The 25,583-nt window shown below is 42.3% G+C and carries 30 protein-coding genes, 1 riboswitch and 1 other annotated feature; of the genes, 25 read left to right on the forward strand and 5 right to left on the reverse strand.

The genetic code is table 11. The features are described 5' to 3' along the window. Positions 1-72 precede the first annotated feature (72 nt). The 17 genes from M1D84_RS06330 (at position 73) to pheA (ending at position 13,190) form a co-directional block, all read left to right on the forward strand. Positions 73-1,089 (forward strand): SPOR domain-containing protein, encoded by a 1,017-nt coding sequence (locus M1D84_RS06330; RefSeq protein WP_029706176.1) that lies wholly within the window; start codon positions 73-75, stop codon positions 1,087-1,089. A 177-nt stretch (positions 1,090-1,266) separates the two neighbouring features. Continuing rightward, complete coding sequence (locus M1D84_RS06335) at positions 1,267-1,836, forward strand: Maf family protein (RefSeq protein WP_024423165.1); 570 nt, start codon at positions 1,267-1,269, stop codon at positions 1,834-1,836. A gap of 47 nt (positions 1,837-1,883) precedes the next feature. Next, positions 1,884-2,558: a RadC family protein gene (radC, locus tag M1D84_RS06340; RefSeq protein ID WP_375851075.1), complete on the forward strand. Its 675-nt coding sequence runs from the start codon at positions 1,884-1,886 to the stop codon at positions 2,556-2,558. A gap of 89 nt (positions 2,559-2,647) precedes the next feature. Continuing rightward, positions 2,648-3,667, forward strand: coding sequence for a rod shape-determining protein (locus M1D84_RS06345; protein ID WP_007501538.1), 1,020 nt, complete (start codon positions 2,648-2,650; stop codon positions 3,665-3,667). A 27-nt stretch (positions 3,668-3,694) separates the two neighbouring features. After that, complete coding sequence (mreC, locus tag M1D84_RS06350; protein ID WP_024423163.1) at positions 3,695-4,594, forward strand: rod shape-determining protein MreC; 900 nt, start codon at positions 3,695-3,697, stop codon at positions 4,592-4,594. Then, the gene (gene mreD / locus M1D84_RS06355; protein ID WP_024423162.1) at positions 4,591-5,109 is read left to right on the forward strand and encodes a rod shape-determining protein MreD; all 519 of its coding nucleotides are present in this window, start codon (positions 4,591-4,593) and stop codon (positions 5,107-5,109) included. Before mreC ends, mreD begins: the two co-directional genes overlap by 4 nt. A 54-nt stretch (positions 5,110-5,163) precedes the next feature. Beyond that, positions 5,164-5,847 carry a septum site-determining protein MinC gene (gene minC, locus M1D84_RS06360; protein ID WP_024423161.1) on the forward strand — a complete coding sequence of 228 codons (684 nt, stop codon included), beginning with the start codon at positions 5,164-5,166 and terminating at the stop codon, positions 5,845-5,847. 2 nt (positions 5,848-5,849) lie between these two features. Continuing rightward, positions 5,850-6,653 carry a septum site-determining protein MinD gene (gene minD, locus M1D84_RS06365; RefSeq protein WP_017358134.1) on the forward strand — a complete coding sequence of 268 codons (804 nt, stop codon included), beginning with the start codon at positions 5,850-5,852 and terminating at the stop codon, positions 6,651-6,653. Between the two features lie 219 nt (positions 6,654-6,872). Further along, positions 6,873-7,664, forward strand: coding sequence for a M23 family metallopeptidase (locus M1D84_RS06370; protein ID WP_024427844.1), 792 nt, complete (start codon positions 6,873-6,875; stop codon positions 7,662-7,664). Continuing rightward, positions 7,657-8,526 carry a M50 family metallopeptidase gene (locus tag M1D84_RS06375; RefSeq protein ID WP_024423159.1) on the forward strand — a complete coding sequence of 290 codons (870 nt, stop codon included), beginning with the start codon at positions 7,657-7,659 and terminating at the stop codon, positions 8,524-8,526. Before M1D84_RS06370 ends, M1D84_RS06375 begins: the two co-directional genes overlap by 8 nt. A 66-nt stretch (positions 8,527-8,592) precedes the next feature. Continuing rightward, positions 8,593-8,665, forward strand: a sequence feature (ribosomal protein L21 leader region). Between the two features lie 12 nt (positions 8,666-8,677). Continuing rightward, positions 8,678-8,986, forward strand: coding sequence for a 50S ribosomal protein L21 (gene rplU, locus M1D84_RS06380; RefSeq protein WP_003216781.1), 309 nt, complete (start codon positions 8,678-8,680; stop codon positions 8,984-8,986). A 14-nt stretch (positions 8,987-9,000) separates the two neighbouring features. Then, positions 9,001-9,339, forward strand: a complete 339-nt coding sequence (locus M1D84_RS06385; RefSeq protein ID WP_034621123.1) for a ribosomal-processing cysteine protease Prp — start codon at positions 9,001-9,003, stop codon at positions 9,337-9,339. A 12-nt stretch (positions 9,340-9,351) separates the two neighbouring features. Beyond that, complete coding sequence (rpmA, locus tag M1D84_RS06390; protein WP_003216586.1) at positions 9,352-9,636, forward strand: 50S ribosomal protein L27; 285 nt, start codon at positions 9,352-9,354, stop codon at positions 9,634-9,636. 256 nt (positions 9,637-9,892) lie between these two features. Then, the gene (locus M1D84_RS06395; protein WP_024423157.1) at positions 9,893-10,486 is read left to right on the forward strand and encodes a sporulation initiation phosphotransferase B; all 594 of its coding nucleotides are present in this window, start codon (positions 9,893-9,895) and stop codon (positions 10,484-10,486) included. Positions 10,487-10,507: 21 nt separating this feature from the next. Continuing rightward, a complete protein-coding gene (gene obgE, locus M1D84_RS06400; protein WP_024423156.1) occupies positions 10,508-11,794 on the forward strand; it encodes a GTPase ObgE in 1,287 nt (428 codons plus the stop codon). Positions 11,795-11,849: 55 nt separating this feature from the next. Beyond that, positions 11,850-12,293: an ACT domain-containing protein gene (locus tag M1D84_RS06405; protein WP_008342790.1), complete on the forward strand. Its 444-nt coding sequence runs from the start codon at positions 11,850-11,852 to the stop codon at positions 12,291-12,293. 18 nt (positions 12,294-12,311) lie between these two features. Beyond that, positions 12,312-13,190, forward strand: coding sequence for a prephenate dehydratase (gene pheA, locus M1D84_RS06410; RefSeq protein WP_024423155.1), 879 nt, complete (start codon positions 12,312-12,314; stop codon positions 13,188-13,190). Between the two features lie 24 nt (positions 13,191-13,214). On the opposite strand, the gene M1D84_RS06415 is transcribed toward pheA, so the two are convergent. Next, positions 13,215-13,757 (reverse strand): transcription repressor NadR, encoded by a 543-nt coding sequence (locus M1D84_RS06415; protein ID WP_044331566.1) that lies wholly within the window; start codon positions 13,755-13,757, stop codon positions 13,215-13,217. A gap of 3 nt (positions 13,758-13,760) precedes the next feature. After that, positions 13,761-14,903: an IscS subfamily cysteine desulfurase gene (locus tag M1D84_RS06420; protein WP_415474759.1), complete on the reverse strand. Its 1,143-nt coding sequence runs from the start codon at positions 14,901-14,903 to the stop codon at positions 13,761-13,763. Between the two features lie 94 nt (positions 14,904-14,997). Here M1D84_RS06420 and nadB point away from each other — a divergent pair, with 94 nt between their 5' ends. The 5 genes from nadB to M1D84_RS06445 all read left to right on the forward strand — a co-directional run bounded on the left by nadB (position 14,998) and on the right by M1D84_RS06445 (position 20,646). Beyond that, on the forward strand, positions 14,998-16,572 hold the full coding sequence (gene nadB, locus M1D84_RS06425; RefSeq protein WP_270127618.1) for an L-aspartate oxidase: 1,575 nt from the start codon (positions 14,998-15,000) through the stop codon (positions 16,570-16,572). After that, positions 16,554-17,417, forward strand: a complete 864-nt coding sequence (gene nadC, locus M1D84_RS06430) for a carboxylating nicotinate-nucleotide diphosphorylase (RefSeq protein ID WP_034621107.1) — start codon at positions 16,554-16,556, stop codon at positions 17,415-17,417. The genes nadB and nadC overlap by 19 nt, the downstream gene beginning before the upstream one ends. Then, the gene (gene nadA, locus M1D84_RS06435; RefSeq protein WP_135032973.1) at positions 17,404-18,513 is read left to right on the forward strand and encodes a quinolinate synthase NadA; all 1,110 of its coding nucleotides are present in this window, start codon (positions 17,404-17,406) and stop codon (positions 18,511-18,513) included. Before nadC ends, nadA begins: the two co-directional genes overlap by 14 nt. A 131-nt stretch (positions 18,514-18,644) precedes the next feature. After that, positions 18,645-19,895 carry a SafA/ExsA family spore coat assembly protein gene (gene safA, locus M1D84_RS06440; RefSeq protein ID WP_332284084.1) on the forward strand — a complete coding sequence of 417 codons (1,251 nt, stop codon included), beginning with the start codon at positions 18,645-18,647 and terminating at the stop codon, positions 19,893-19,895. 133 nt (positions 19,896-20,028) lie between these two features. Then, positions 20,029-20,646: a YhcN/YlaJ family sporulation lipoprotein gene (locus tag M1D84_RS06445; protein ID WP_024423149.1), complete on the forward strand. Its 618-nt coding sequence runs from the start codon at positions 20,029-20,031 to the stop codon at positions 20,644-20,646. Positions 20,647-20,691: 45 nt separating this feature from the next. Here the strand turns inward: M1D84_RS06445 and M1D84_RS06450 are convergent, their stop codons facing one another. Continuing rightward, on the reverse strand, positions 20,692-21,324 hold the full coding sequence (locus tag M1D84_RS06450) for a LysE family transporter (RefSeq protein WP_024423148.1): 633 nt from the start codon (positions 21,322-21,324) through the stop codon (positions 20,692-20,694). 235 nt (positions 21,325-21,559) lie between these two features. Next, a riboswitch (TPP riboswitch) is annotated at positions 21,560-21,668 on the forward strand. Positions 21,669-21,794: 126 nt separating this feature from the next. Here M1D84_RS06450 and thiC point away from each other — a divergent pair. After that, on the forward strand, positions 21,795-23,555 hold the full coding sequence (thiC, locus tag M1D84_RS06455; protein WP_056767991.1) for a phosphomethylpyrimidine synthase ThiC: 1,761 nt from the start codon (positions 21,795-21,797) through the stop codon (positions 23,553-23,555). 35 nt (positions 23,556-23,590) lie between these two features. On the opposite strand, the gene M1D84_RS06460 is transcribed toward thiC, so the two are convergent. Next, complete coding sequence (locus M1D84_RS06460) at positions 23,591-23,737, reverse strand: hypothetical protein (protein WP_183002031.1); 147 nt, start codon at positions 23,735-23,737, stop codon at positions 23,591-23,593. A gap of 190 nt (positions 23,738-23,927) precedes the next feature. On the opposite strand from M1D84_RS06460, the gene M1D84_RS06465 reads away from it, so the two are divergent. After that, entirely contained in the window at positions 23,928-24,110 is a 183-nt protein-coding gene (locus M1D84_RS06465) for a hypothetical protein (RefSeq protein ID WP_008342761.1), read from the forward strand. Between the two features lie 32 nt (positions 24,111-24,142). On the opposite strand, the gene M1D84_RS06470 is transcribed toward M1D84_RS06465, so the two are convergent. Further along, on the reverse strand, positions 24,143-24,787 hold the full coding sequence (locus M1D84_RS06470) for a serine/threonine protein kinase (protein WP_034279877.1): 645 nt from the start codon (positions 24,785-24,787) through the stop codon (positions 24,143-24,145). Between the two features lie 239 nt (positions 24,788-25,026). Here M1D84_RS06470 and M1D84_RS06475 point away from each other — a divergent pair, with 239 nt between their 5' ends. Next, entirely contained in the window at positions 25,027-25,527 is a 501-nt protein-coding gene (locus tag M1D84_RS06475; RefSeq protein WP_073979823.1) for an intercompartmental signaling factor BofC, read from the forward strand. Positions 25,528-25,583 lie beyond the last annotated feature (56 nt).

The raw sequence follows: 25,583 nt of genomic DNA on the forward strand, positions 1-25,583 counted from the left end.
AGGACGGGTTACATTCGCGCTGATTCATTGGACAAAAAGGTCTTTCTTACAAACAATGTCAGAAAGCGGGGAATGACAGTGAAAAAAAGGCAGGCAAAAAAACAAGGGTTAAAAGTCAATATTAATGGCAAAGAAGAAATGCTTCATGAAGATGACCACCAGCCGCCAAAACAGCAAGAGGATGATCAAGTGACGTTTTCGAATTGGGAGGAAAAAAGGCAGTCAGAACAGGAGACAGCTGCTTCCGAGGAAGAACCGGCTAAACCGAAAGAAGAAGACTTCCAGTGGGATGACGCAGCTGATCATATTTATCATTCTGACCCAAAGGTCGTCACACCTTATCAAAAGAAAAAAGGCTCCTTTGACCAGAAGTTCGGTAAAAACCGCGGCCCGTTTAAGAGAGTGATGACAACGATTGTGTTTGCAGTGGTTCTTGGGACAGGCCTTGGTGTGTTTGCACTTAGCTTAAGTCAAGATGGTACTCAGAATCCATCAGGGGGAGATATCAGCGTTTCAGCGTCCGGAAATCAATCATCAATGAAAGCGGGCGGGGATGCGCCCCCAGCAGATACTGCTGATGAATCAAAAGAGAATAAGGATGAAAAAAGCGCCTCTGGCAGTTTTTCAACCTATGTCGTACAGGCTGGAAAGTTTTCCTCTGAAAAAGGAGCAGATGAATTAGTTGGCAGTTTAAAAGAAGCAGGATATGCGGGGAAAAAGGTCTCGATGGATGATGGCTATTATGTCATTGCTGGGCTTGCGACAGAACAGGGCATGACAAGTGCTGTTGGGAAGAAGCTGATTGATCAGCACTTTGAGGCGTGGGGAGGCAAGGAGCTCTCATTTCAAGTACCGGAGGAGCTGACTAGTTTAATAGAAAAGGCATCTGTTTTATCCTCTAAGGTCATTGCAGGGGATGATGTGGATCAAAAGGACGTTGCGCAGCTGATCTCTGAGCTTGAAAGTGCTAAAACAACGGACGCACCAGCTAAAAGCAGTTTGCTGAAAGCGGTGCAGCTGTTAAATGAACCTACTGCTGAAAACGGGTGGAAATCTCAGCAGGCACTGCTTGATCAATTAAATACGTAAAATCATATTTTAAGAAACCAAACTAGTCAAAAAATGACTAGTTTTTTTCTTTTGCATCCAACATAATGATGAAGGAACATGAAAAATGAATTTTCGTAAATTGTCGGTAAGATGTACATTTGATAGGATGAATGGGTATCTTACTTCTTAGGCTAAACCCTGAAAGGATGAACAAACATGAACCAATTGATTCTCGCATCTCAATCCCCTAGAAGAAAAGAATTGCTTGATCTAGCAGGGTTTTCTTATGACATTCAAGCAAGTCAATTAAAAGAAGAAATAAATCGAAACTTTTCTCCTGCAGAGAACGTCCAATGGTTGGCAGAACAAAAAGCAAGTGATATTCAAAGATTATATCCCGAAGCTGTGATTATTGGTGCAGATACGATTGTTGCAATTGACGGCAAATGTCTTGGTAAACCAAAAGACAAGGAAGAAGCGGCCTCAATGCTTCAATTATTGTCAGGAAAGACACATCAAGTCTTGACGGGTGTCACGATTCAGTCAGAGAATAGAAAAGAAACATTTTATGAACAGACAGAAGTGACGTTTTGGACACTTACGCAAAATGAAATAGACCGCTATATCGAAACGGGAGAACCGCTTGATAAAGCGGGAAGCTATGGCATTCAAGGAAAAGGCGCACTGTTTGTTCAAAAAATAGATGGTGATTATTTTTCCGTTGTAGGTCTCCCTATTGCTAAAACAGTTAGAGTGCTCGAAACATTTGGAATCACCCCTTTTTGATGACAGGAAGGAATCTAAAAGGAGTGGGCATCATGAACGATTTCCCTATGTTGCTAAAGCATTTTCCTCAAGATGAAAAGCCGAGAGAACGATTGATCAAACATGGTCCCGGCAGTCTGTCAAACCATGAACTTGTTGCGATTCTTTTAAGGACAGGCACAAAAAAGGAATCAGTTCTTCAAATTTCCGCAAGACTTCTGCAAACATTTGGCGGTCTTCGCTCTGTAAGAGAAGCCTCAATTGAAGAAATGTCGAAGATTCGAGGAGTTGGAAAGGCGAAGGCGGTCTCTCTTTTAGCTGCTTTAGAACTCGGCACTAGATTACACCATCAAACGACGGACAACCGCTATGTGATCCGCACACCAGAGGATGGGGCAAACTTTGTGATGGAAGATATGAGGTTTTTACAACAGGAAAATTTCGTTTGTCTTTATCTCAATACTAAAAATCAAGTTCTTCATAAACATACCGTGTTTATTGGAAGTTTGAACTCATCCATCGTTCACCCGCGTGAAATTTTCAAAGAGGCCTTTAAACGGTCCGCTGCTTCATTTATATGTGTGCACAACCATCCATCTGGAGATCCGACGCCGAGCAGGGAAGATATTGAAGTCACACAGCGACTTTTTGAATGTGGACAGCTGATTGGAATACAGCTGCTTGATCATCTTGTCATAGGTGATCAAAAATTTGTGAGTTTGAAGGAAAAAGGGTATTTGTAACACTTTTTTTTTCAATGTTTTACGATATAATAGAGTTTATGAGTTTTTCCCTAAGGGAATTTTGGTTTAAGAAAGGAAGATACATACATATGTTTGGAATTGGTACAAAAGACCTTGGAATAGATCTTGGCACAGCGAATACGCTTGTTTTTATTAAAGGAAAAGGCATTGTTGTAAGAGAACCTTCGGTCGTAGCCTTGGAAACTGATACGAAGTCTATAGTGGCAGTCGGAAATGATGCTAGAAACATGATTGGCCGTACACCTGGTAATGTTGTGGCACTACGCCCAATGAAAGACGGTGTCATTGCAGATTACGAGACGACAGCAACAATGATGAAATATTACATTAATCAAGCATTAAAAGGCAAAGGGCTTTTTGCTCGTAAACCTTACGTCATGGTATGTGTACCATCTGGTATTACAGCTGTAGAAGAGCGTGCAGTCATTGATGCAACAAGACAAGCTGGTGCACGTGACGCATACCCTATTGAAGAACCATTTGCTGCGGCAATCGGTGCTAACCTTCCTGTATGGGAACCAACAGGAAGTATGGTTGTGGATATTGGCGGCGGTACAACAGAAGTAGCGATTATTTCTCTTGGCGGCATTGTGACATCACAATCAATCCGCGTGGCAGGAGATGAGATGGATGATGCGATCAGCAGCTACATCCGTAAAACGTATAACCTAATGATCGGTGATCGTACATCAGAAGCGATTAAAATGGAAATCGGTTCTGCGCAGCCTGACGTACATGATGAGATGGACATTCGCGGACGTGACCTTTTAACAGGTCTGCCAAAAACAATCTCTATTACGGCAGAAGAGATTGCAAAAGCGCTTCGCGATACGGTGGAAACAATTGTCGATGCAGTGAAAATGACTCTTGAAAAAACCCCGCCTGAGCTCGCAGCAGATATTATGGACCGCGGAATTGTTTTAACAGGAGGCGGTGCACTGCTGCGTAATCTTGACAAAGTCATTAGCGATGAAACGAAAATGCCAGTCATTATTGCAGAAGACCCGCTTGACTGTGTGGCAATCGGGACAGGGAAAGCACTAGAACATATTCATTTGTTCAAAGGAAAATCAAAAGATAATCGATAATCGGGCGTAATTAAAGAGGTGTAAGACATGCCGCAGTTTTTTATGAATAAAAGATTAATGTTGCTCCTTGTCTGTGTCATCGTACTGGTGGCCATGATTGGTTTTTCAGTGAAAAGCGGCAGAGGTGCTTCATGGCCGGAAAAATTAGTGGGGGATACGACAGGCTTTTTTCAAGGTGTCTTTCATAAACCATCACAATTTATTGCCGGTATTTATGGGAACGTACAAGATTTAAAGAACACATATGATGAAAACGAGCGTCTTCGAAAAAAACTTGATGGACAAACTCAATATGAGGCGAAACTTCAAGAACTAGAAGATGAGAACAAAAAGCTTCGCAAACAGCTTGGCTATGTGAACTCTATTCGTGACTACACGCCAATTCTATCAACTGTTATCGCAAGAAACCCTTCTCTTTGGGATAGCTTTGTGATGATTGATAAAGGGAAAAAACAAGGCGTGGAAAAAGATATGGCAGTCACTAATGAGAGTGGCGCATTAATTGGGAAGATTGAAAGTGATAAGCTCAACAATTTTACTTCGACTGTAAGATTGCTAAGCTCTACTGACCAAAATAATAGAATTTCAACGAAAATTTTTGCGAAAAAGGGCAAAGAAGAACTCAATGGAATCATTAACGGTTATGACAGCAAGAAAAAAATGCTGACTATGAATATTCTGAAATCCGATGCAGATGGGGATGTCAAAAAAGGAGATCTTGTTGAAACATCTGGAGCAGGGGGCGTATTCCCGCAAGGCTTAACGATTGGTAAGGTAAGTGAAATCGAGCCAGACCATTACGGCCTGACAAAGATCATTTACGTAGAACCAGCGGCTGAACTCAACAATTTAGACCGCGTGATTGTGGTGAATCGCAGCACAAGTACAGCAGATGCATCTGAATTGACGAAGGAGGAAGGCTCGTGAAACGTGTCCTTCTTGCTTTCGTCATGTTGTTTATCTTCGTATTTGACAGCATTTTTGTTGATTTAGTGAAGCTCCCATTTGTTTCAGAGAATCAAATTTTAGCTCCTCATTTCATTTTACTCGCACTTGTATTTATGACTGCTTTTGTGAATCAAAAATATGGTGTGATTTACGGATTTATCTTTGGACTTTTATATGATATTTCATATACAGGCATACTTGGTGTTCATATGTTTGGCTTTGGGGCGCTTTGCTATTTGTTAGCAAAAGCCTTTAAAGTTCTGCAAACGAATATGTTAGTCGTTGTCTTTCTGTCGATTATTGCTGTTTCCGTGATGGAGTTTTATGTATACGGCGTTCAAGCGACAATTCAACCAGGGATTATGCCGTTTAATACGTATGTCATCGAACGCTTTATTCCAACGATTCTTTTAAATACTGCTGCGTCTCTCATACTTGTTGTGCCGTTTAGGCTCTTTTTCACCCACGTGAAACAAGGACTGATCGACGAATAAAAGCAGGAGTTTGTCCAATTACGGCGAAATGAGTATGTTGTTGAGGTGAGCATCTTGAAAACTCAAAAACAGCAATATGTGACGATAAAAGGTACAAAAAACGGATTAACATTACAGTTAAATGATGACTGTTCGTTTGATGACCTTCTTTCCGGCTTGCGAGAGGTTCTATTACTTGAGCAATATACAGATGGAAGAGAAGGACATAAGGTCAATGTGCATATTAAGCTTGGTTTTCGGTATTTAACAGAGGATCAGGAGACACGTTTGACTGAAGCGGTGTCTGAAAATGAACATCTCGTCATCCACTCCATTGAAAGTGAAGTCATGTCAACTGAAGAGGCGAGACGATTAAAAGCAGAGGCTGAAATTACTTCTGTAGCAAAAATTGTGCGCTCTGGACAGGTGTTGCATGTCGAAGGAGATCTTTTATTAATAGGAGATGTCAATCCTGGCGGAACGATTCGCGCAGGAGGAAATATTTTTGTGCTTGGCGCATTAAAAGGTGTGGCGCATGCTGGATGTAATGGCAACAAACAGGCTGTTATTGCGGCATCTCATATGATTCCAACACAGCTTCGCATCGCACAAGTTTTTAACCGTGCACCAGACCAAAAAGAAGATGGAAATGAAATGGAATGTGCTTATTTAGATATAGATGGCAATATGATCATTGAACGCCTGCAGCAATTGGCTCATATAAGACCTAATCTGACAAGGCTTGAGGGAGGAATGTGAAATTGGGCGAGGCTATTGTGATTACCTCAGGAAAAGGCGGCGTTGGCAAAACAACAACATCTGCAAACTTAGGCACAGCACTAGCAATTCAAGGGAAAAAAGTGTGTCTAGTTGATACCGATATCGGCCTTCGGAATCTGGATGTCGTGATGGGGCTAGAAAACCGCATTATTTATGATCTAGTCGATGTAGTAGAAGGAAGATGCAAAATTCATCAAGCGCTTGTAAAAGATAAGCGTTTCGAGGATCTTTTGTATCTTTTACCTGCTGCTCAAACAAGTGATAAAACGGCTGTAGAGCCGGAACAGATCAAAGAATTAATTCAATCATTGAAACAAGACTTTGATTATGTTGTTATTGACTGCCCTGCTGGAATTGAGCAAGGCTTTAAAAATGCTGTATCCGGTGCAGACAAGGCCATTGTCGTGACGACGCCTGAAATCTCAGCTGTGAGAGATGCGGACCGAATCATCGGTTTGTTAGAACAAGAAGATATCGAACCGCCTCGTTTGATTGTCAATCGTATTCGTACACACATGGCGAAAAATGGCGATTCAATGGATGTAGATGAAGTGGTACATCACTTATCGATTGATCTACTTGGCATTGTAGCAGATGATGATGATGTGATTAAGGCTTCAAACAATGGTGAACCAATTGTTATGGATGCTAAAAACAAAGTATCGATTGCCTATCGCAATATTGCCCGCCGGGTACTAGGCGAATCTGTTCCGCTTCAATCTTTTGAAGAAGAAAACAAGGGAATGTTTGCAAAGCTCAAAGCATTTTTTGGTGTAAGAGCATAATCACTGAACCGTGATAGAAAACCTTTGCAGTCTAGGAAAGACGGCTGCCTTTGCGAAGCGAATTTGACATTCGTGAGTACCGGAGCGCAGACCTGACACCGAATGCGAGGGTTTGTCTGCACGCAGAGGCCGATTCGATGAGAATCGGTCTTTTTGTTGCATATCAGATGGGGTTGTCACATAAAATGTACAAACTGTTTGTATGTAAAGGGTGATCTCATGAAAAGAGTGGACGAGTACCGAAAGAAAATCGCGCAGCGCCGCAAAATGATGCAGCCAGCCGCTCCTCCTAAGAAGACGGCTTTCAAGAAAAAAGAAGATATCCCGCCATGGGTTATGCTGACAGAGGAAGAAAAGCATTCTGGCTCGACCTCCTATGAACCGGCGTCCCATCAGCCAAAGAAATACCGTCATCCCTTATTTAACCCGAATACCTTTGTGCTTAAATGCTTATTATCAGCGTCCCTTGTCTTGATTGCAGCCATTTCATTTAAAGGTCAGACAGGTCCGTTTCAGCAGCTGAAGCCAATGATTACTCAGACTTTTGAGCAAGATTTTCAATTTGCTGCTGCTAACCGCTGGTTTGAAAAAACAGTTGGACATCCGCTGGCCTTTTTAACAGAGAAAAAAGATGGCCAAAAGGACGTACAAGCGAATCAAGAACTAGCTGTTCCTGCCTCTGGTAAAGTGCAGGAATCCTTTACGCAAAATGGAGCAGGTGTCAAAGTGGAGACATCCGCTGAAGCCATTGATAGTATGAAGGAAGGCTACGTGGTCGAGGTGAAAAAACAAAGCGATACAGGGCTAACCGTTGTAGTGCAGCATGCAGATAACAGCTATAGCTGGTACGGTCAATTAAAGAAAGCCGATGTGGCCTTATACGATTTTGTTGATAAGGGTGAAAAAATTGGCCAGATTTCGCTTGATGATCAAGGGAAGGGCACGTATTACTTTGCCATTAAGCAAAATGAACAATTTATCGATCCTATTCAGGTGATGACCTTTGAATAGATGGCTGCTCATGCTGACGAAAATTCACATCCATCCGCTGCTGTGGATTGTGATGGCGTTTGCGATTCTGTCAGGTCAAATCAAGCCGCTGCTTTGTCTGCTCGTGATTGTCTGTGTCCATGAACTTGGACATGCAGCGGCTGCCTGCTATTATCATTGGCGCATTCGGCGTATTTTTTTACTGCCATTTGGCGGAACGGTGGAAGTAGAGGAACATGGGAACCGTCCGTTAAAAGAAGAGCTGGCGGTCATTTTGTGCGGGCCGCTTCAGCATGTACCGCTCCAGCTCATGGCATGGCTTTTCATGGAGGCTTCTCTTATCTCGCACGATGTCTTTACCATGTTTACCTTTTATAATATGGCGATTTTCCTTGTGAATCTTTTGCCCGTTTGGCCGCTTGATGGCGGAAAATTATTCTTTTTGCTCTTATCTGTTTTTTACCCTTTCCAACGTGCACATGCCCTAGCAATAAAAGGCTCACTTGTCTTTTTCGGTCTATTGACAGGAGGGTTACTTTTATTTGCACCGCTGCAATTCAATGGCTGGGTGCTGCTTACTTTTTTAGCTTATTCACTCGTGATGGAGCACAGGCAGCGGCATTACGTCAGGGTTCGCTTCTTACTAGAACGGTATTACGGTAAAAAAGAGCAGAAGGTAGAAAAACTGATTCCGCTGAGAGCAAGTGCAGAGGAAAAAGTATACGAAGTGATGGCACGATTTCAAAGGGGCTGTAAGCATCCAATTATTATTGAAAGAGATGGCGTGAAGATGAGCCAGCTTGATGAAAATGAACTGCTCCATGCGTATTTTTCAGATCGCAGAACCACCTCCTCAATGGAAGAGCTTCTTTTACCGTACTAATGGTGAAAATACATTGACATTCTGCGTCTAGTTTGATATATTTTTTAATGTTATGGATATGTAGCACCCGTGCTACAACCGCGCGGAGCAGGTGTAAAGTGCCTATGGCCCCCTGTATTCGGCGAGTCTGAGTTTATTAGGAGGTGCAGAGATGTACGCAATTATCGAAACTGGTGGTAAACAAGTAAAAGTTGAAGAAGGTCAAACTGTTTATGTTGAAAAACTAGCTGCTGAAGCAGGTGAAACAGTAACTTTCGAAAACGTATTGTTTGTCGGCGGAGACACTGTCAAAGTGGGTAACCCTTCAGTTGCTGGAGCAACAGTAACGGCTAAAGTTGAAAAACAAGGTCGCGGTAAGAAAATTACTGTGTTCAAGTACAAACCGAAGAAAAACAACCACAAGAAACAAGGTCATCGTCAACCTTACACTAAAGTTGTTATCGAAAAAATCAACGCTTAAGGCGTGTGAGTGATATGATCAAAGCAACCATTACTCGGTCATCAGCAGATGAAAGCATTACGTCTTTTCAGATGACTGGACATGCCGAGTTTGCTGAAAAAGGTCAGGATCTCGTTTGTGCAGGTGTATCTGCTGTTGTTTTCGGCTCAGTCAATTCAATTATTGCACTGACAGGATTGGACCCACTGCTTGATATTGGTGAAGATGGCGGCTACTTCTCTTTTGAACTGCCGGCTGATACAGATCCAGTATCCTTTGAAAAAGCCCAGCTGCTTTTAGAAGGCATGGTCGTTTCCTTAGAGACAATTGAACGAGATTATCACGATTATGTGAGAATATCAACAAAAAAATAGGAGGTGAACTTCATGCTTAGATTAGATCTTCAATTTTTCGCATCTAAAAAAGGGGTAGGTTCTACAAAGAACGGACGTGACTCTGAGTCTAAACGTTTAGGCGCTAAACGTGCTGATGGTCAATTCGTAACTGGTGGTTCTATCCTTTATCGTCAACGTGGAACGAAAATCTATCCAGGTGAAAACGTTGGACGCGGAGGCGACGACACTCTTTTCGCTAAAATCGACGGAACGGTTAAATTCGAACGTTTCGGTCGTGACCGTAAAAAAGTGAGCGTATATCCTGCGGCACAATAATTGCTAAAAACTCCGGTCATTGACTGGAGTTTTTTCACTTTTTACAAGCAGTACCGAAGATGATAAAAGAAGATGCACTCCATAAATATCAAAGAACGTTTGCTGACTTTGCCTCATTTTCTCCTATACGATCAGAAAAAACAACCTTTCCTCACATAACTAGTGTTTTTCTATGCTGTCTTCTCTGTTATAATTCAGGGAGACATATTGATGATAAGACTCCTAAAAGAGAGACCAAACGATTGGGAGTGCGATAATGGAAGAGATACCAAGTAAAGAAAATGAAAAATTAACTCACGTTGCATTAACAAATGAATTGATCTATCTGCTCAGTCGTTCAAGACACGACTGGATGAATAAATTACAGCTGATCAAAGGCAACTTGACATTAGAAAAATATGACCGCGTGTTTGAAATTATAGAAGAAATGGTCATTGAAGCACAGCATGAATCCAAACTCTCAAATTTAAAAATTCCCCAATTGGCCTATTACTTTCTAACATTTAATTGGGAGTCGCATTTTATCACCTTAGAATATGAAGTGCTTGGTGAAACCCGAGACTTATCAGCATATGAATCGCAGCTGCTAACGGTATCACAGGAGTTGTTTTCGATATTCGATCAATCAGTTTGTCAAAAAACTGAAAATCATTTAACGGTCACTTTCCAAACAGATCATGAAGAAAATGATGTGATCTTATATTTTGATTTCAAAGGAAAATTAACAAGTTTGGATGCGTTAAATGCGTTTCATGACGCAAACTATCCATGTATGAGTATAACGCAATTTCATGTGACGCCTCATGAGTCCATGATTGAGCTTTGTTTGAGGCAAGAACGAGATATGTGATGCAGAGAAACGGAGGAAGTTATGTTTGTAGATCAGGTTAAAGTGTATGTTAAAGGCGGTGACGGCGGAAACGGTATGGTGGCGTTCCGTCGTGAAAAATATGTACCAAAGGGCGGTCCAGCAGGCGGTGACGGCGGAAATGGTGCAGATGTTGTATTTGAAGTAGACGAAGGACTTAGAACGTTAATGGACTTTCGTTATAAGCGCCATTTCAAGGCTGACCGCGGCGAGCACGGAATGAGTAAAAACCAGCATGGCCGAAATGCGGAAGAAATGATTGTCAAAGTTCCGCCGGGTACGGTTGTGACAGATGCAGAGACGGAACAAGTACTAGCTGACTTGACAGAGCATGGGCAGCGGGCTGTCATTGCCAAAGGCGGACGTGGCGGACGTGGGAATTCACGCTTCGCAACACCAGCAAACCCTGCACCACAGCTGTCTGAAAACGGTGAGCCAGGTAAAGAACGTGACGTCATCTTAGAATTAAAAGTACTTGCAGATGTTGGACTTGTTGGTTTCCCAAGTGTCGGGAAGTCAACGCTGCTCTCGATTGTCTCTTCTGCGAAACCAAAAATTGCGGATTATCATTTTACAACGCTTGTACCGAACCTCGGGGTTGTTGAAACAGACGATAACCGAAGCTTTGTTATGGCGGATCTGCCAGGACTGATCGAAGGAGCGCACGAAGGCGTTGGCTTAGGTCATCAATTTTTACGTCATATTGAGCGTACACGTGTCATTGTCCATGTCATTGATATGTCTGGACTTGAAGGGCGTGACCCATACGAAGACTATGTGACGATTAATGAAGAGCTTGAGCAGTACAATATGAGATTGACTGAGCGTCCGCAAATCATTGTTGCGAACAAAATGGACATGCCAGATGCAGCTGACAATCTAGAGGCATTTAAAGAAAAATTAACGGATGACTATAAAGTGTTCCCGATTAGTGCGATCACAAGAGAAGGGCTTCGTGAGCTCTTATTTGAAATCGCCAATCAGCTTGAAACAACACCGGAATTCCCGCTCTATAATGAAGAGGAGCTGTCGGATAATCGCGTGATGTACAGGTTTGATGAAGGCGATGCACCATTTGAGATCTCTAGAGATCCTGATGGCACATTTGTCTTAACGGGTAAAGCACTTGAGCGTCTCTTTAAGATGACAGACTTCTCAAGAGATGAATCTGTTAAACGATTCTCTAGACAGCTGCGCGGAATGGGTGTCGATGATGCGTTGCGTGAGCGCGGTGCAAAAGATGGCGACATCATTCGTCTGCTTGAATTTGAATTCGAATTTATTGATTGATCAACAGGAGGGTCCAGACCATGGGCTCTCCCGTTTTTAAAAGGGGAGAAAACAGGTGAAAGAAGAAACGTTCTATTTAGTAAGAGAGGATGTACTTCCAGATGCGATGCGAAAAACGCTTGAAGTCAAAAAGCTTCTCGATCGCAAAAAAGCGGATTCAGTTGCCGATGCTGTTCAAAAAGCGGATTTAAGCCGCAGTGCTTTTTATAAATACCGAGATGCTGTTTTTCCATTTTATACAATGGTGAAAGAGCAGATCATCACATTGTTTTTCCACCTTGAAGACCGGTCTGGGGCTCTGTCAAGACTGCTTCAAATTGTGGCTGACTCTGGCTGTAATGTGTTATCCATTCACCAAACGATTCCGCTGCAAGGAAGAGCGAATGTTACCCTATCGATTAGTACAGCTGGTATGGCAGATGATATCAACACCGTCATGAATCAATTAAGAAAGCTTGAATTTGTCGAAAAAGTCGAAATTCTAGGTTCTGGGGCGTAAAAGGAGAGATCATAGCAGATGAAGCAATTAACTGTAGGTTATTTTGGACCAGAGGCAACATTTACTCATTTGGCCGTATGCTCTTGTTTTCCAAAAGATGCGGTGCAGCGTGCCTATGCAACGATTCCGCAATGTATGGATGCTGTGTCAAAGGGCGAAGTCGATTTGGCGGTCGTTCCACTTGAAAATGCACTCGAAGGCTCTGTGAACTTAACGATTGATTATTTAATTCATGAAGAAGCGCTGTCCATTGTGGGGGAGATGACAGCACCAATTCGGCAGCATTTGCTTGTCCACCCATCAAGAGCGGAGAGCTGGGAGACGTTAGATGTCATTCAATCGCATCCTCACGCTATTGCCCAGTGTCATCAATTTCTGAAAAAGCAGTACCCTCATATTCCTCATCGGCCAGTGGAATCAACAGGCTATGCAGCAAAATACATCAGTGAGCATCCAGATGAAGCTGTCGGGGCTATTGCCAATGAAATTGCCGCAAAAACGTATGGTTTGACGATTGCGAAAAAAGACATTCATGATTATCCGCACAACCATACACGCTTTGTGATTTTACATAAAGATCCTAACGCATCGTTCCCAATGAATTCTGGTTTCTCATCAAAGCCAAAAACGACCATTGTGGTCAGTCTGCCTAAGGATGACCAATCAGGCGCATTGCACCGCGTGCTGTCTGCTTTTTCTTGGCGGAATCTTAACTTGTCAAAAATTGAATCTCGTCCGACAAAAACAGGTCTTGGACATTATTTATTTATTATTGACATTGAAAAAGAAATGGATGATGTCCTCGTCCCTGGTGCGATTCAAGAATTAGAAGCGATTGGCTGTGAGGTCAAGCTGCTTGGCAGCTATCAAACATATGAATTAACGAATGAAAAATAGTGTCCCGTGCAGGACACTATTTTTTTAGTCTTTTATTAAAAACCCAGCATCATCCAGCGCTTGAATGGCTTGGTCAAGCTGCTTTTGGCTGTAAGAAGTGAGAGTATGCAGGTGCACGCCGTCTGTTAGTTCTGACAAGTAGGACGCGCCGGTGTTAGAAATATGATGGACAAAATCAGCGACTTGTTTCCGTGTGCTGACGCGAATAGAGGCCGTCAGTTCACCATAAACAGGGTGCTCAATGATCACATCTTTCACCGTCACTCCAAAGTCTACAATCAAGGTCAGTTCCTCTTCTGTACGAGCAGGATCATGTTTGCAGGCGATGATTTGTTCAATTTCTCTTTCTGGCGCATGCTGAGCTGCCATATACACATAGCCTTGGCTTGTGGCAATAATGGGTTCGTTTTTTGCTTTTAATAATGAAATATCTTGTACAATGACTTGCCGAGAGACAGCCGCCTTTTTAGCTAAAAAGCTTCCAGTAAGCGGTGTGACTGTTTCTTTCAGCCACTCTAAAATGGCGTTTCTTCTTTCTTCACCAATGAGTTTCCTCTCTTGCTCCACGTCCTAAGCTCCCTTCTTCTCCTTTTGCAAATGCTCAAATGTATGCAAAAGCTGATCGATGTCATCTTTTGATGACTGATATCCAAATGATAGTCGAATAAATTGTAGGGCATCACGATCTGATACACGCAATGCCTTCACAGCAGGGGAAGGATGGTGATAACCGGAAGCACATGCGCTTCCAGTAGATAGACAAATCCCATGCCGGTTACATGCTAACATTACATATTGTCCTTCAAACCCTTCAAAAAAACAACCAATAATATGAGGAAGCGCGAGGCGATTATCATTGTCCTGAAGCGTACGAACTGGCAGCTGTCTTATTTTTAACTGCTGAAGAAAATAATCACGCAGCTGCTTATCTAATTTTTGCTGTTCATCCAGCCTAAGCATCGCTTGTTCACTTGCGGCAGCAAAAGCACCGATACATGGAACGTTTACTGTCCCTGGACGTAAGCCATTTTCCTGAACTGCTCCTGTATATAAAGGTTTCCAAGGAACATGAGCCCCCATATAAACGGCACCAGCGCCTTTAGGAGCATACACTTTATGACTTGAGATGGACACGGCATCGACTCCAAGTTCTTTGATGGACACACGAATCTTTCCAAATGTTTGCACAGCATCTGTATGAAAAAGAATGTTCCTTTCTTTTAAAAGAGGCGCTAATTCAGCAAGCGGCTGGATAATTCCTGTTTCTGAATTAGCATGCTGAATAGATACTAGTCCTGTTTCAGGCAATAATGCTTTTTTGAGAATGTCCTTTGTTATGATTCCATCCTGATTCGGTTCAATGATCGTGACTTTTACGCCAAGACGCTCTAAGCTGCTAACTGCATAATGAACAGAAGGATGCTCAACTGAAGTTGTGATGACATGCTGTTGATGTGCTGGCAGTCCATTGATGATCGATTGAATCGCAAGGAGATTGGATTCAGTTCCACCGCTTGTAAAATAGATCCCATCCGGTTCACCCTCGATCATGGCAGCTAGTGATTGTCTGCTGTAAGTCAATATGTCATTTGCTTTTCCCCCAGCATCATGAAGGCTGCTTGCATTTCCGTAGAAATTTTTGCTTAGCTGCTCAAAAACATGCAGTGCTTCCTCTGAAACAGGTGTAGAAGCTGCGTAATCTAAATAAACCAACCCATCCATCTCCCGTGTGAAAATTTTTTCTTGTATTTATTTTAGTGTTGTGTAATGATATGTGTCAAGACAGGTGTAAATGACAGGAGGGGCGATGGTGTCATCAATCAAAAAAGTCATTGTGGTGGGATCAGGCATTGCAGCGCTTTCCTTTGCAAAAACCATTTCGAAAAGCTGCCAGGTCATCATGATGACAAAAAAACAATGTTCATCTAGTAATTCCATGCTGGCACAAGGAGGAATCGCTGCTGCCTTTTCAGCACATGATTCAGCTGAGCAGCATGTGCAAGATACACTAGCTGCCGGCTGTGATCACAATGATGAAAGAACGGTACAAGAAATCGTGAGACTTGGAAAACGCCTTGTGGAGCAGCTCGTAGCAGAAGGCTGTCCATTTGATCAAGATGAGGCAGGAGAGCCGCAATTAGGCAAAGAGGGAGCACATACCACTCATCGCATCTTGCATGCAGGAGGAGATCAATCAGGTAAAACCCTTGTACAGTTTCTGAAAAGTCAGCTCGGCTCACATATTCATTTATACGAATATCATCATGTCATTGATCTATTGATTCATGAAGGGACATGTACGGGTGTTGTATGGAAAGACGAGACAGGACACGTACATACGATGACCGCAGATGCCGTTGTTTTATCAACTGGCGGCTGCGGCTCCCTGTATGAGACAAATACAAATGATCCTTCTATCACAGGAGACGGACTGATGATGGCCTATCGAGCCGGGGCACAATTAGTGGATCTCGAATTTGTTCAATTCCATCCAACTCTTTTAACAATCGCTGGAAAAGCAGTTGGCCTCATTTCAGAGGCAGTACGGGGAGAGGGAGCTTATTTAGAAGATGAAACAGGCAGGCGGATCATGAAAGGTATTCACCCACAAGCTGATTTAGCACCTAGAGATGTGGTCGCTAGAGCTATTTTTCATGAGCAGCAATTAGGTCATCAATTGTATCTTAACATCCATGATATTCCGCATTTTTCAGCTCGTTTTCCGGCCATAGCTCAGATGTGCCAGCGTGCAGGCGTCGATATGGAAAACGGCAGGCTGCCAATTTCCCCCGGTATGCACTTTTTAATGGGCGGCATCAGCGTCAATGAATATGGAGAAACGACTGTTCCAGCGCTATTTGCCATTGGAGAAGCGGCCTGTACTGGCTTACACGGTGCGAATCGATTGGCGAGTAATTCTCTTCTGGAAGGTCTCGTGTTAGGCAGCAAAGCGGCACAGAGAATTGAACAACTGCCTAAACAGAAAGAAACAAGTCCACCTTTTTCAATTCAAGAAATATGGATGGTTCCAATGATTTCAACAACTCAGCTGAGACAATGGATGACTACATTTGCGGCCATTGTGAGAGATGAAAAAGGCTTGCAGACCTTGCTTCATTCGTTGCAACGTGTCAATTTTCAGCAAATTAATGTGAAGGATATCACAAATGAACAGATCGAATTAAGCAATCAATGGGCATTAGCGGTTTGCCTTGCCAAATCTGCATTACTCCGTACAGAAAGCAGAGGCGGCCATTATCGAATGGATTATCCAGAGCGGAGCGATGCGTTGTGGCGGGGCAGGCAGATTGTTCATGAAAAAGGTCACATTCATATCATGAAAAATGAAAGGATCGGTGCCAAATGGAACGTTTACAGTTAAAACAAATGCTCACTCATTTTTTCACAGAAGATATTGGCTTTGGAGATGTATCAGCAGATGCCATCTTTGGAGACAAGAAGGGAACAGCTTTTATCATTGCGAAACAATCTGGTGTGTTGGCAGGATCACAAGTGATTGATTTAGGGTACCGCCTGTTGAATGAACAGATTCAAACTGAGCTGTATTTTCAAGAAGGTGATTGGATTCATTCAGGCGCTGTACTAGCGAAAATAAAGGGCCCAGTCAACGACTTATTAAAGGGAGAGAGGGTCATTTTAAATCTTTTGCAGCGAATGACAGGTATCGCCACCTTAACACATGAGGCGGTCCGCAGATTAGCTGACCCGTCTATTACGATTTGTGATACGAGAAAAACGACACCCGGCCTGCGTATGTTAGAGAAATACGCAGTAAAGACAGGCGGTGGAAAGAATCATCGCTTTGGCTTATCGGATGGGGTGATGATTAAAGATAATCATATTGCAGCATGCGGTTCTATTCGTGAAGCTGTAGAGAAAGCAAGAGCATATGCCGGTCATATGGTGAAAATTGAAGTGGAAATTGAATCAGAAACGCAGCTTATAGAAGCCATTGATGCAAAAGCAGATGTCATTATGTTTGATAACTGCTCTCCAGACGAAGTAAAACGTTTTAAACAAATGACGCCAGAGTCCATTCTGACAGAGGCTTCAGGAGGCATCACGCTAGAGACATTGCCAAGCTACAGGGGCACAGGAGTCGACCTTATTTCACTTGGCTTTCTGACACATTCTGCTCCAGCATTTGATTTTAGTATGAATATGGAATTCAGTCATAAAGGGGGAACAACTCATGTCCATGCTTAATGTATTAGCCAATCAACATGCAGTCATGATGCCAGATGAATATAAACACCGCTCTGATGATGAGATGAAGCAGCGAGTGTTAGACATTAAGCGTGCTTTTGGTTCAAAGCTTTTTATACCAGGCCACCATTATCAAAAGGATGAGGTCATTGAATTTGCAGATGCAACAGGAGATTCATTGCAGCTGGCACAAATAGCTGCTGACAATCATGAGGCTGAATACATTGTGTTCTGCGGTGTTCATTTTATGGCAGAAACGGCAGATATGCTGTCAAACAAAAATCAAAGCGTTGTATTGCCAGATATGAGGGCAGGCTGTTCCATGGCAGATATGGCAAATATGAAACAAACAGACAGAGCATGGGAGCAGCTCACTGATTTGTTTGGGGATACAATACTTCCGCTTACGTATGTCAATTCAACAGCAGACATTAAAGCATTTGTTGGCAAACATGGCGGGGCAACAGTGACTTCATCAAATGCTAAAAAAGTACTCGAGTGGGCGCTGACACAAAAAGAACGGATTCTGTTTCTCCCTGATCAGCACCTAGGACGTAATACAGCATTTGATTTAGGTATTCCGCTAGAAGAAATGGCTGTCTGGGATCAGATAGAAGAAAAGCTCATCACCGATCAGCCGCTTTCCCGTATTAAGATGATTTTATGGAAAGGCCATTGCTCCGTACATGAGAAATTTACTGTTCGAAATATAGAAGAAATGAGAAAAAAAGACCGTGACATTCAAATTCTTGTTCACCCTGAATGCACGCATGAGGTCGTAAGGGCTTCTGACCTAGCAGGTTCAACGAAATTTATTATTGATACGATTAAACAGGCACCAGCAGGAAGCAAATGGGCGATTGGAACAGAGATGAATTTAGTCAAACGGATCATTGCGCAGCACCCAGATAAACAAATTGAATCCCTTAACCCAGATATGTGTCCATGTTTGACTATGAACCGGATTGATTTGCCTCATTTGTTATGGTCACTGGAAAGCATTGAGAAGGGTCAGCCGGCCGGGTTGATACAGGTCAATGAAGACATCACGAAAGACGCTTTGCTTGCACTCGAGAAAATGCTCGCCATTAAATAATGAATCAGCCCCTCCTATCAGAAAACAAGTTTTTATCATATCGGCTTGTAAATAGGCATAAATTTATGTTGAAACATATTGTACTTCTGACATAACCGTTACGTTCACGTTTTGCATAGGAGGGGAAAACGTTGAAAATTCATATTGTGCAAAAAGGAGACTCCCTTTGGAAAATTTCAAAGAAATACGGAGTCGACTTTCAAGAATTGAAAAAACTAAATTCACAGCTCAGTAATCCTGATTTGATCATGCCGGGTATGAAGATTAAAATTCCATCTAGTGGTGTTCCTGTGAAAACAGATCATCACAAAGCAAAAGAAATGCCAAAAACGAAAGAACATCCGTATGTGAAAGAAAAGCCAAAAGATGTCGTGCAAGTGCAAGATACGAAACCGAAGGAAAAGCCAAATGAACCGGTACCATATGTACCGCCAGTGCCAAAAATCGAGCAGCCAGTTTTTCCGCAAGTGGATGTGAACTATTATCAGACCAATCTCTACCAGCCATTCACACCTCCTCCCAAAAAAGATCATCATGAAAAAAAAGATCACGTTCATGACAAAAAGGATCACAAGGATCATTTGCATCATGAAAATAAAGACCACAAAGATAACAAGGGTCATGTCCATCATGAAAATAAGGAACATAAAGATCACAAGGACCATTTGCATCATGAAAATAAAGGTCATCTAAAAGATGAAGTGGCAAAGGGGTATGATCCATTTATTCATATTCCGCATCAAAAAGAGGAGGGAAAAGACATGGAGCATGGCAATTATCCGAACCTTCCTAACTTCCCGCAAATGCCAAATGTGGGAGGGGCAGCGGTAGGGGGAGTGGCTGAAAATAACGAGCATCATCACCAGCATCATCATCATGAACCATATGATCCTTATTTTGGTTATGGTCATGGTCATTACATGCCGGCGATGTATCCATATCCGCAGCAAATGGTGCCGGCATCGCCAATTTTACCGGGATCAGGCTTATGTTATCCTATCCATCCATATTATCATCATCATATGATGCCATATCCATACCCGGCTCATCCGTATTATCCTGCGTATCAAGCGCCTGCTTACTACGGAGAAAATTATGAGCACCATGCAAACGACGGACATCACTGGCATCACCATACGCATCCAAACGCCAATGCAAATGCCAACGCAAATCAAGGCTTTTATCCAAACGTTCCAAATGCAGCATATGGCAAGGAAGATTGCGGATGCGATGATGGCATGAAGCATCATCAGCCTTGGCCAGGACATTATCCGAATCCTGTTCCTTATGGCCAAATGGGGGCTTATCCAGCTCAGCCTTACATGCAGCCATATCCAGGTCAATCCGTTTTTGCAAGGCCAGAGGAAGAAGAAGAAGATTAATGACAGAAGGAACGATCTCAATCGTTCCTTTTTTTGTTTATAACTGACAGCTTGATTTTTTTCCTAACTGTACATGCTAAAACAGAGCCTGTTTCGCGCTCATGAGATTGAATTTGTACAGGGGGTTTTTCGTTTGAGACAAAAATGGCAAAAAACAATCGCATTAGTGCTTCTTCCTATTGGTTTAACGGCATGTGGTGCAAATAATAACGCAGGTGTCGATACACGTCATAATCAATCAGGCCAGCCGGTTGGTTATCATTCGAATCAACGAGCGGAAGACAACAACCAAGATCATCAAGGACCAGTTTCTGAACTCATGGAGGGAATGAACGGGAGAAATACAACAAATGTTGATTACCGTACACGTCCTCAAGCTGATGATCGAATGCCTCTCACAGGTGGAGATGGACGCTACAGTCATGGAGATATGAACTATCATAATCAAATGTCGTTCTCAGGCTACGATAAACAAGAGAACATCCAGCGTTCAAGAAAAATTGCCAACCGTATCAATAAAATGAATCACGTGGCAGACTCTCAAGTCATGGTGACGGATGAGAATGTGTATATTGCCATTAAATCAGATGGCCGCCTGACGTCAGAAGGCGTATCACAAGTAGAAGAAGCAGCGACTCGTTATGCGGATGGAAGAGCAGTCCAAGTCATAAAAGATGAAGGTGCATTCACACGCTTTAGAGACATGAGAAGAACGCAATTTGAAACAGGCCAAACAGGCATGACCCGATAGTTTGACACAAAAAGGCTAAAGTTCATTACGAACTTTAGCCTTTTCTTAAAAATAAACCTTGATGCCTATATAAAATTCGTAAAAGAAATAACAGCCAAACCCTAGTAATAAAATACCAGCAATAATGGATGTCCACTTGATCATCGTTCGATTCATCACTTTTCTTGTTAAGGATACAAGTGTGAGAAGACCGATGTCATGAAGGAGAATCCCTGCCAAAATACCGCCGGCAGCCAGCATAAATTCAGATGAATCTGTTTTTGTATACGCATCCGCAAGTACAGCACCAAAAACAGAAACCCAGAACACAAGATTTCCAGGAGATACCGCCACGAGCAAGCCGTTACGATATGTTTTTGCGAATGATTTATTGACCTTTTCTCCTGCTAAATGGATATCTTGATCCGCATTTTTAATGGAATCGTATGCGAGAATCATTAAAAATACAGCTCCGATCAGCCAGAGCGGGATTTGAACAAACGGCAAAGATAAAAACTGAGCAAATCCAGCATATAAAGCCAAAATAAGTAATAAGTCTATGGTCATACCGCCTGCTCCGACAGTTAAACCATGAAAGAATCCGTTTTTGAGTCCCTGTTTTGTCATTTCAACCGTGATTGCTCCAACAGGCAGAGCAATTGAGAATCCTACGACGATAAATGTGAGAAATGTTTGCAATCGACTAGAACTTCCTTTGATTAAATTGTATAAAAATTCTCCGTTTAGATTAATTATACATAATAGGAGAAAAGGATCAATGTTTATTTCAGATTTGATTGAAATGATAGAGATAAATGATGTATAGAAGACTGTATATCAACATGATCCATAACGCTTGTAGGGGAAAGGAACTATTTTCCTGAATCTTCTTTTCTTCATGATGTCTCTGTGCTACACTGATGTGGAAATCAATAAAAGTGACTAGGGGTGCCCGTAAATGGGCTGAGAGAGAAGCATAAACTTCTTAACCCTTTGGACCTGATCTGGCTCGTACCAGCGTGGGGAAGTTGAAGATGATGCATGTATCCTATCAATGATATGCATGTTTATTTCTGACGACGAAACCAGGTTCTTTAAATAGAGCCTGGTTTTTTGCTGGTGCTGATTCCATCCTGTCCGGTGACAAGAAGAAAAGGAGAGAACAGCAAATGAAGGAAAAGAAAAGTGTCCCATCCAACCAATCATTATTATCCAGCTTTGACGGCAGCCGAAAGGTGTATGAGAAAGGATCAAGGCCCGATATCTTAGTACCGAAAAGAGAGATTGTGCTCTCACATACTGTGACAGAGGCGGGCGACATAAAAAATGAACCAGTCCGAGTATACGATACGAGTGGACCGTACACTGATGAGAACGTTCATATTGACGTCACAAAAGGATTAAAGCGTCTTAGAGCAGCATGGATAGAAGAAAGAGGAGATACAGAAAGCTATGAAGGGCGTCATGTAAAACCGGAAGATAACGGATATCGGTCAAGGGAGAAGGAGTCCTTCCATTCTGTCCAAACTGATTTTCATCATAAGCCGCTCCGCGCGAAACAAGGAGCACGCGTGACGCAAATGCATTATGCCAAAAAAGGCATCATTACGCCTGAAATGGAGTTTATCGCAATAAGAGAAGAGCTAAGCCCTGAGTTCGTTAGAGAGGAAGTAGCGAGCGGAAGAGCCGTTATTCCTTCGAATATTAACCATCCAGAAAGTGAACCAATGATTATCGGAAGGAATTTTCATGTCAAAATCAATGCGAATATTGGCAATTCAGCTGTCACGTCATCCATTAATGAAGAGGTAGAAAAGATGACGTGGGCGATCAGATGGGGGGCAGACACAATGATGGATCTGTCTACTGGAAAGGATATTCATACAACGAGAGAATGGATCATTCGGAATTGCCCAGTTCCAGTAGGAACCGTTCCTATCTATCAGGCCCTTGAAAAAGTGAATGGAGTCGCAGAAGATTTGACGTGGGACGTGTACAGGGACACATTAATTGAACAAGCAGAACAAGGTGTAGATTATTTTACAATTCATGCGGGCGTGCTGTTAAGATATATTCCGCTCACAGTTGATCGGGTGACCGGAATTGTTTCAAGAGGCGGGGCAATTATGGCAAGATGGTGTCTTGCTCATCATCAAGAGAATTTCCTCTACACTCACTTCGAAGACATTTGTGAAATTATGAAAACGTATGATATTGCCTTTTCACTTGGAGATGGACTAAGACCAGGTTCGATTGCTGATGCCAATGATGAGGCGCAGTTTGCAGAGCTGGAAACGTTAGGTGAGTTAACAGAGATCGCTTGGAAACATGATGTGCAGGTGATGATTGAAGGGCCCGGTCATGTGCCAATGGATAAAATTAAAGAGAATGTGGACAAGCAAATGGACATTTGCAAGGAAGCCCCATTTTATACGTTAGGGCCTCTTACAACAGATATTGCGCCGGGGTATGATCACATTACATCAGCCATCGGTGCGGCCATGATCGGCTGGTACGGAACAGCCATGCTATGCTATGTAACGCCAAAAGAGCATTTAGGTCTGCCGAATAAAGAAGATGTGAGAGAAGGCGTAATCGCCTATAAAATTGCCGCACATGCGGCTGATCTAGCAAAAGGACATCCTGCGGCTCAAAAGCGCGATGATGCTTTATCGAAAGCGAGATTTGAATTTAGGTGGCGGGACCAATTTAACCTGTCACTTGATCCAGAAAGAGCCTTGGCGTTCCATGATGAAACATTGCCTGCCGAAGGTGCTAAGACCGCTCACTTTTGCTCGATGTGCGGACCGAAGTTTTGCAGTATGAAAATTTCTCATGATATCCGCAATCAATCTGAAGAAGTGAAAAGAGAGATGGAAAAGAAGGCGAAGGAGTTTGTCAGCCAGGGAAGTCAAATTTATCAGCCCTAAAAAAAGAACCTCGCACGATGCTGTGCGGGGTTTTATCAAACGGCTGAGAAGGCTTTTCTTAAAAGGTGAAAAAATGCCTTTACTGCATATACCATCATGTCCACACTCGGAATGAGGGCATCTGTTAAATGAAAAAAGACTGTTTTTCTTTCTGGAGATGTTCGTTTCTTTTTTTGCTTCATCAAGGGCAGCCTCCTTTTTAACTAATATACTTCTTTGCAGATTTGAGAGATAGATGTTTGTGTGAATTTAAACAAAATTTAAACTTCTTGGGTTTGAATGGAAACAAGGAGGGGAAACGAGTTCAATAGAGAATGAATGAAAAGAGCTGATCTATTTGACCAGCGAACAAGAAGAGTGGAAGGTGATCTTATGATGAAAGTATTTAAGGTAACATTTCATATGAACAATGGGGAAGTGCTTGATTTCGAGCTCAAACGTCCAGCTACCTATGATGTGTATAAAAAAATTGAAGAAGCCAATCATTGGTTTAAGCTGAATAATGAAATCATTAACCTATTAAACGTCAATAGTATCCATGTAGAAACAGAATAACGCAGAAAGCCGCTCGTAGAGAGCGGCTTTCATTATGCAGAAAAATCATTTCGATTATTAAGCTGCCCGCGGGACAGCCAGTTCTTTTTATACAAATAAGCAATGACTTCAAGCCACAGTCGCGGTGCTTTTTTAGGGAAAAAAGGTTTTTGGTAATAGGCATAAGCGGCTTTTAAATCATCCCATTGATGACATGCTTTCGTTTGCGTGAACCTGGCAACGTCAATGACCCTGATCCGCCCTTCTTTTGTTAAGATCAGATTGCGCAGATGAATATCAGAAGGATTCAATCCTTTCTCGCGCGCTTCCTCCAGCGCATCATCGACTTGTTCAATCATTTGTTTTTTAATAGGAATTCCTTTTGTAAGGCATTCATAGAATGTGTAGCCTTTAATATATTCCATTAAAATATACTGATCCCCAGACTCATAAATCTCAGGGTAGTAAGACGAACCAGAAAGTTTTTCGTAAATGGCAGCCTCTTTGCGGGCAATATGCTGATAAGAAGGGAAAAAGACTTTTAGTGCCATTTTCTTGCCGTCTTTTTTGTATAAAAAGACATAGGCACTTCTTCCTTTGCCGCACAGTTCAAGCTCTGCCGGTTTATAGGCAAGCTTATGAAAACGTTTCTCTTCATGATACTGAATCGATTCGGCTAATCTTTTGACATCTGACATTGACTTCACCTTCTTTGGTTTCAGTTTATGCGGCTGAAAAACGAATGATGAAAAAACCGTGTCATTCGATAAAGCAATGGATTGTATAAAACATAACATTTACGAATGAAGGATACAACGAAAGACTCTTAACATACATTTGAATCATCGATTTGGTTAATGTTTAGAAAAATGGGTCAAACTACATATGTCATGCATCGATCTCATGTTCTAAAGAGGTGTAAATAGTGAAAGTGAAGATGAAATGTTTCGTTACAGGACTTATCATGACAAGTGTGCTTTTTTTTGCTGCGGATATGGAAGGGAAAGAACACTTGCAAAAGCAGTCAAACTCTATTACCGTCCAGCTTGAAAAAGTCTATCTAGACGGCGATGTGAGTATTGAAAGACACCGGGCTTCATTAGAAGACAAAGACACATTCTGGGCGCAGTATAAAGGCTGGACGCTGGTAGAACAAAAAGAGGATTTTGCCCTTTTTAGAAAGCAAATTGATGATATCTCTCCATTAAGTAAAGCAAATGGATATATCGGATTATCAGAGGACGGTGTGATTTCTACGTTTCATGGAAGGCCTGACGGCTGGGCGGAGCCTATTCATCTCTTTTTTCAAATTGATACGTCCCGTTTAGAAAGCCATGTGGAAAAGCAGCTTGAGCAAGGCATTCCTTTTCGAACAAAGGATGAATTTGAGCATGTGCTTGAAGTCATGAAGCCTTATCGAAATGAAATATCGTTTTAAAGCGTGTAACAGCTTGCTGGTGTGAAGACCGCAAGCTGTTTTTCGTGGTTTCATCA

This window comes from Bacillus sp. PK5-006, from assembly GCF_054161415.1.